At 54.2% G+C, this 6,532-nt stretch carries 5 protein-coding genes and 1 pseudogene; all 6 read right to left on the bottom strand.

What is annotated here, in order from left to right:
- Positions 1–61 precede the first annotated feature (61 nt).
- Positions 62–211 (bottom strand): annotated as a pseudogene (locus DW49_RS1000000133300) (restriction endonuclease); the annotation flags it as partial.
- Between the two features lie 427 nt (positions 212–638).
- On the bottom strand, positions 639–1,796 hold the full coding sequence (locus DW49_RS0107055) for an RNA-binding domain-containing protein (RefSeq protein ID WP_005614725.1): 1,158 nt from the start codon (positions 1,794–1,796) through the stop codon (positions 639–641).
- Positions 1,778–4,444, bottom strand: a complete 2,667-nt coding sequence (locus DW49_RS0107060) for a TrlF family AAA-like ATPase (protein ID WP_005614723.1) — start codon at positions 4,442–4,444, stop codon at positions 1,778–1,780. Before DW49_RS0107060 ends, DW49_RS0107055 begins: the two co-directional genes overlap by 19 nt.
- Before the next feature lie 109 nt (positions 4,445–4,553).
- Positions 4,554–4,988, bottom strand: a complete 435-nt coding sequence (locus DW49_RS0107065) for a MobA/MobL family protein (protein WP_024420044.1) — start codon at positions 4,986–4,988, stop codon at positions 4,554–4,556.
- A gap of 2 nt (positions 4,989–4,990) precedes the next feature.
- Positions 4,991–5,263: a hypothetical protein gene (locus DW49_RS0107070; protein WP_024421153.1), complete on the bottom strand. Its 273-nt coding sequence runs from the start codon at positions 5,261–5,263 to the stop codon at positions 4,991–4,993.
- A 96-nt stretch (positions 5,264–5,359) separates the two neighbouring features.
- The gene (locus DW49_RS0107075; RefSeq protein ID WP_024421154.1) at positions 5,360–5,995 is read right to left on the bottom strand and encodes a recombinase family protein; all 636 of its coding nucleotides are present in this window, start codon (positions 5,993–5,995) and stop codon (positions 5,360–5,362) included.
- Positions 5,996–6,532 lie beyond the last annotated feature (537 nt).

Raw genomic sequence — 6,532 nt, forward strand, 5'->3', positions numbered from 1 at the left:
CCAACAATACGGGCCTGTTCTCATAGGGATCAATAGGTTACGTCGAAACGGGAACAGACCCTAGAGCCTGGTGAGCGCTTTGGCTCAATTGAGAGGGTGAAATCCTTTTAGGATGGGATTGCTGGGCCTGAGGGCCCACCGCGTCTAATGGCTGACCGCCACTGATTGGGGGAGTTGTAATGTTGTGTTGAATAGATCGTAGAGGATTCATAGCTCTATCAGCTGTCCCGGATGAATTAATCTGATCCAATGTGTGGTCGCAAGGGCTCTTGGGTTCCAAAGACAGACTCAAAACCGGCGAATGCGTCGAGCGGGAAGCACACCACTGACATGGACACACTGCGCGACGAAATGCTCGCGGCGGATTTGCCGATCTGCCCCGCTCATTTTCACTCGCAGCTAATGTGAGTTGCCAGCGATGTAATGCAAGCAGACGCAGTTGAATGCAAGCTCGCTCGCAACTAATGTGAGCCAGACAGAGGGCTGCGTCAGTCGCAGTTAATCTGAGCCGAAAAGTGTGCTGATTGCGAGCACGGTCGTTTTCGATTGCAAGCCGCTACAGGTAAGCATTGCCGACAGGAGACAGGCCCTCGTGCAGCCTGGACTGTGTCCGATTGAAGCACACCCATTCCTGCTGTCTACAACACACCGGGGCGTACCACAATGGCCTTGAACAGATTCCCGGCACGGTCATCGACCAGTTCAATTTGTGGCCAGGCTCTCAGCGCGCGCAGCAGGCCGCTACCCAGACCACGGTAGGGCAAGAGCTTGGCGGCGAAGGAAGCTAGGATGGGATTGCGCATATTGGAGTTACCCGCCTTGATGTTTTCAATGGTCAGGTTGTTGGGCAGGTGGCCCGGACTGATGATCTCGACTCGATCCGCAAAGACCAGCACGCGCACCGGGGCGCTGATGAAGTAGTCACGATGTACAAGCGCGTTGGCAACCAATTCTTCCCAGACGATGCGCGGTATCTCGGCTTGACCCGGAGAGTTGAAGCCCTGGGCACCTTGCACGGCGCGGGTATTGGCAATAATAAAACCCAGAGCCTGCTGGAACACGTCAGCCAGCTTGCCGGTGATGTCGCGGCTGTCGATGTAGCGCTCGTCCTCGATCTCATTGCCTACAAAGGCCACTGCCTTGATGATGAAGGCTGGCAGCGCGTAGTGCGGGACCTTGGCAAACAGCAGGCTGCCGGCCACATTGAGCTGTCCTTGGTTCATCAGATTCATGTTGGTCAGCAACTGAGGTAGCGGCTGGTGGTGTAAGGCCAGTTCCTCGCCGAATTGTTGCTCAAAAAATGCTTCGAAATAGGGCAAGTCCACCTCCCCCGGGCCCAAGCCCGCCACAGGTGTCTCATCGGCATGTACCAAGCCCGCTTGCTGAAATAGGCGCTGAAGTTCCTCGCGTGAAGTGGCACGGCGCTTGTCTGAGCCATTCTTCACCCAGATAGTACCGTTTTTATCCATGTATGGCTTGCTGATGCCTTCAGAAATAGAAACGACCATTACTGTGCCATTTGGGTGCGGCGCGTTGTCGGTCAACGGATTTACAGCGGGACGGACGTTCTGAGAAGCCGCATTGGAGACAAGTTGGTTGAGGCGAGCCAAGTCGGTACCGGACAGCCCGCGCACCGATCCATCGTCATTCACGCCAATGAGGATGCGCCCGCCAGCGGTGTTGCTAAAAGCAACGATCTCGGCGGCCAACGCATCGGCATTGGTCATGTCAGCTTTGAATTGCTGGCGGCTGTCCTCGCCTCGACTGATGACGTCGATCAGCTCTGTAGTTTCCATAAGTTGTAAACCTCTTTACGGCGGTTGAAGGCTTCCTGGCCTCCTTCCATAATGTTGATGATGGCCTCCTGCACCGGATGGGCATCGATGCTACCGCTTTGTGTGGCGACCTTCTCGTCTTGGTACTGAAAGGCGTGCACCTGCTCTGCGTCACCCAGCACTGGGAAGTTGGCGTTGTGGGTAGCGAAGATGAACTGGGCGTGAGGTTTCATCTCGCGCAGCAGTTTGATCACATCGTCATAGATGGTCTGGTTGTCCAAATCGTCTTCCGGCTGGTCTATGATGATGACATCGTTCTGTCGTTGGCTGAGTACATATAACAGCAGGGCCGAAGCGCGTTGTCCGAGCGAGTGGTGCCTCAGCTCCTTGCCGCGATAACGGATCACGAAGCGGTTGGGCACCTGCCATGCGCTAAACTCGACCAGGTACTGCATAAAAGTCTTCTCAAAGACTTCAGGCGCGCTTCCAGCCTTGACTAAAGCCCCAGGAAGTGAACGCAGCAGCCCACCGAAATCGGCATAGTCCTCCATAACCGCTCGCAGGGTGGTTTCGCGGATGTTACTACCCTTAAAAAGCTGCTGCATGAAGCTAATAGCGGCTTCTTTGTCACCTTTGAAGTCAGCTTCGATCTGCAAGGCAGTGTTGACAGCGTTCACGCGATCCAGCTCCGTCTTGATGGTGGTAAATTCCCTCAGCCAAAGTTCATTGAGCTTGTCGATTTCGGCAAACAACGCATCGCGAATGGTGGTCTGCTGTGATTCCTGCTTGGCTAAAGCATCCAGCATTTGCTCCGCCTTGGTTTTGCGCTGTTGCTGGGCCAGAAAATCGTCCGGCTGGATGGCTGTCATACCGGTTTGCTTGAGTTCTTGAGCCAGTTGCCGCTCGACTTGCGCAAACTCCTCCTGAAGACTCTTACTAGCCCCTTCAAACTCGCACTGCTTGGTCCCGAGACGAGCCGCAACAGCGCGCATGTCCTGCTCGATCTGCTTGAGCTGATCGACCCCGGCAACGAGGTTGGAAAATTCGGCGTTGTAAGCCACGAAGAAGTCTGGATTCTGCTTGGAAACGTAGCTCGTCGCGTTGCGCAGTTCGTCTTCATGCTCGGCGATGAGGCTGCCCAAGGCGAGGATGAAATCGTCTGCACGCTCCGCCATGCGCGCGAGCGCAGTTGCGTCCTGCTGGAATCCCAGGCGCTTTTGGAGCTTGTCGGCGACACCGTACTCCTCGAACTTCTTCAGACGGAAGTTCGCATCGGTAAGCTGAGCGTTGAAGTCACGTTTAGTTTCGGCAATGTTGCTGAGCTTGAGCCAGCGTTGCGCAGCTTCGCACACGCGCTGGCGCTGAGTTTCGATTGCTTCGCGCAGCACACGGAGCTTTTCGCCAACCAGTTTCTCCACCAGATCGGTCTCGAAGCCTTCACCGGTACTTGAGAGATCTTTTTGCCCGAAATAGATCGGGCTGCGCAGCACGGTTTCTCGAATCGAAACGCCGGGTTGCAAGGTGCCGCCCAGATAAACGTTAGGTGCTTCGCGGAAGATGCGGGAGATTGTGAACTCTTGCCCGTAAATATCGCAAGCCGTTAGCGTCACCTTGCCGCCGCTGCCCAAGGTGTGGCGGATCAACTCATCTTTGTACTTGGTGTCCTGTACCTTCTCGCCTCGCGGAATATCAAGAGCGTAGCGCACAGCCTCCAAGAGAGAGGACTTGCCGCTGCCCCGGATGCCGATGAGCGCATTGAGCTCGGAGGAGAAGTGCAGCGTCTGCCCGTCGAGAATGCCACCATCAAAGTGGATGCTTCGAATGTGCGAGGCCTTATGTTTCTGCGGTTCCATAGCCACCCGCGCAGCGGGATCACCCAAGGCAAACTTCACCGCCCCGAAGGACAGCTCGCCTAGCTTCAAGTAGCTGGTTTTGCCCCGACCAATTTCTTCTATACCCTTGGGGTCGCTGCCTTCGAGTTCCGCGGGGTACCAGCTTTTCAGCCAGCTTTGAATCTTTGTGCGGCAAGGTTTGTCTTTGCCCGCCCCGTCGTGAGTGCGAACCTTCTGAAATGCTAGCGTTCTGCGCCGGAAGAATTCATTTTGCCCCAAATCAGTGAGTCGGCCGCCATCCAGCTCCGCCCACAAGCCACTCGGTGCTTCGACGTGGGCGAAGACTAAAAAGAAGTCGCGGTGATAGCTTTCCAGTTTCTTGATCGTCTCCAAAAGAGACCAGGAGGAACGGCCGTTCTCCTGCTCGTACTGCGCCGGCGTTTTACCTTCGAATGCGCTTGTCAGAAAGGGGTTGATGTGGTCGTGCTCATCAATCCATTCGTCTGAGAATACAACAAGAGTGTGGATGCCATTGGCCCCATCGTTGACCGACAACTCGACGCCCGGCAGCAGGGCAATGCCCTTATTCTGAGCCGTTTTTCGCAGCGCTTTGAACTCATCAAGGTCGAACTTGTTGTGATTAGTGATGACGCCCAGCCGTACGCTAGCTTTCTCAAGCGCATCCACGTAGTGGCTGTGATAGAAGTTGTCATCGCCCGTGTACTTGAATTCGCGATCAGCTCGTGTGTGCAGATGAAAGTCTGCGCGTATCCACTGCGCGCCTTCCGCGAAGACAACTGGTCGAGCCCTTGACTGCTTTGGTGGCAGACTTTTCATCGTGCCTTCTCCTTACAGGGGGGTTGTACGCCCAAACCGCCGAAATTTCCGGCCAGCCTATAAACGCGTTCTTTGAGACTGGATAGCATTACGCAACTGATGCAAAAACCTATTGCCATATCATCTGGAAAGGCAGCAGGTTGGCCAGCTCGATGCCAAACGCAGATGCCAGTTTTTGGCGCGCTCCGTCATCCAGTTCGGCGGGTAGCGCGATGATCCACTCTCGACCAGTCCGGCCATCCTTGCGCTTTTCTGCGGATTCGGCGGCGTTCCACAGAGCATTACGCTCGGTGCTGGTGCCGTCCGGAAACATGATCTCTGTGGAAAAAACACCACCGCGCCGTGTGTAGTCATGGACAAGACTGGTGCGGATATCAACCAGCTTAGTACCAGACCGATAGGCAGCAGCAACGTACGAACGTCCGGCGCTACGTGCTATCGGCTTGGTACTGGCGTGGAAGATGGCGATGATTTCTGCCTCTGTTTTGGCTTGTGATCTCCCCCGAATGCGGAGGTTCAGAAAACGGATTTCCGGGTGTGTCACTTTTAGTGTTCTTTCGGTACCTTAATGAAGCCATCAGCAATACCTTGTGCCAGCAACTCCATCATTTTCGCGAAACGAAAAAACCCTGGATATTGCAGGCAGATATAGTCCATTTGGATTTTTGATGAGCTGTCGAGCACCTGTTTGAAAAACATCATATAGTCATAGCAGCCCTGTAGTAGCTGGCTATCGCCACTTTCTGTCGATGGAAATCGGCTGGCATAGTCATGGACTATCTTCGCCAGTTGGTGTTGCTCTGCGGATAAATCGAGCATTTTTGTGCCTAATGAAAAGGGGTTTGATGCTGGTGACCGAGAGGATGAAAATAATTTAGCAAGGTCATAGACAGGGTATCTGAACCAAGCAGCATTTCAGACATCAGCCTTAGCTGCCAGGTACTGCGACCAAACACGTTTTACCTGGCTGACGCTGACCCCCGCCAACCGTGCAGTCTCCGCAATGCTACACCCGCCGCTTTTAAGGGCAATGACCCTTTCATGCACTTTAGCATTCGGCTTACGTCCTCTGTATCTACCAGCGCTCTTGGCCAAGTCGATGCCTTGCCGCTGTCGCTCTCGCCGGTCCTCGAAGTCGTCACGCGCTATTTGCAGTGCAACACGCAACAGCATGTCTTGTACGCCTTGCAATACCACCTTGGCGACGCCACTGGATGCATTGGCCAATTCCGATAAATCGACGATGCCGGGCACTGCCAAGCGAGCGCCCTTAGCCCTGATCGCGTCCACAAGCTTTTCTGCTTCGACCAAGGGAAGACGGCTGATTCGGTCGATCTTCTCAGCGATGACGACTTCACCTGGTTGCAGGTCCTCTATCATGCGCAACAGCTCGGGACGGTCGGATCGAGCGCCCGATGCTTTTTCGCGATAGACCGCAGCCACGTAGTAGCCCGATGCTCGCGCATTGCCAATGATCGCTTCTTGGCGCTGCAAGTCCTGGTCTTCTGTACTGACACGCAGGTACACCCGCGCAACATTGAGAGTCGTCATCGTATGGCCCATTTTGGTATACCTAAACGGGCCGAGCTTATCAGCTATGGCTCAGTTGACCTAAAGGCAACCCTAATGAGCCGTGCCAGAAAGAACTACTCTTTTGAGCCATACCTAACTGTAACGACCTGCAATCGAAATGGCACCGACCTGCAATCATCGCGTTTTTCGACCAGGATTGATTGCGTCTATCCGGCACTGCGAACCAGCATTGACTGCAAACGAACCTGCATCCAGCCACTTCGACCTGCAATCGAGCGCAACCGATCAGGATTAAATGCGACTGAAAAACCGATGATTTAGCGTCCATCAAACAATGGTCTTCAGGAGCTGGGCTAAGTGCACATTCTGTTTCGTTACTCCCAAACCCTGTGTTCCAGAGCACCATAGTGGCGGTCACAAGATTCAGTCCTCTACCCCAATAGCGCTTTTGTCTCTTTAGGCTCTAGATTTTGTGACAGTACTATATCAAAAATGAAAATCAACCCTATTGAGACATAAAAAACGCCTCAGACACGCGTCCCGCAAGGGTGTACT

Origin of the sequence: Pseudomonas avellanae BPIC 631, assembly GCF_000444135.1 — a bacterium.
Classification (GTDB): Bacteria; Pseudomonadota; Gammaproteobacteria; order Pseudomonadales; family Pseudomonadaceae; genus Aquipseudomonas; species Aquipseudomonas avellanae.

Excerpts from the sequence above, each read along its gene's own strand:
- DW49_RS0107055 (WP_005614725.1), bottom strand. The coding sequence starts at position 1,796 with ATGGAAACTACAGAGCTGATCGACGTCATCAGTCGAGGCGAGGACAGC.
- DW49_RS0107060 (WP_005614723.1), bottom strand. The coding sequence starts at position 4,444 with ATGAAAAGTCTGCCACCAAAGCAGTCAAGGGCTCGACCAGTTGTCTTC.
- DW49_RS0107070 (WP_024421153.1), bottom strand. The coding sequence starts at position 5,263 with ATGCTCGATTTATCCGCAGAGCAACACCAACTGGCGAAGATAGTCCAT.
- DW49_RS0107075 (WP_024421154.1), bottom strand. The coding sequence starts at position 5,995 with ATGACGACTCTCAATGTTGCGCGGGTGTACCTGCGTGTCAGTACAGAA.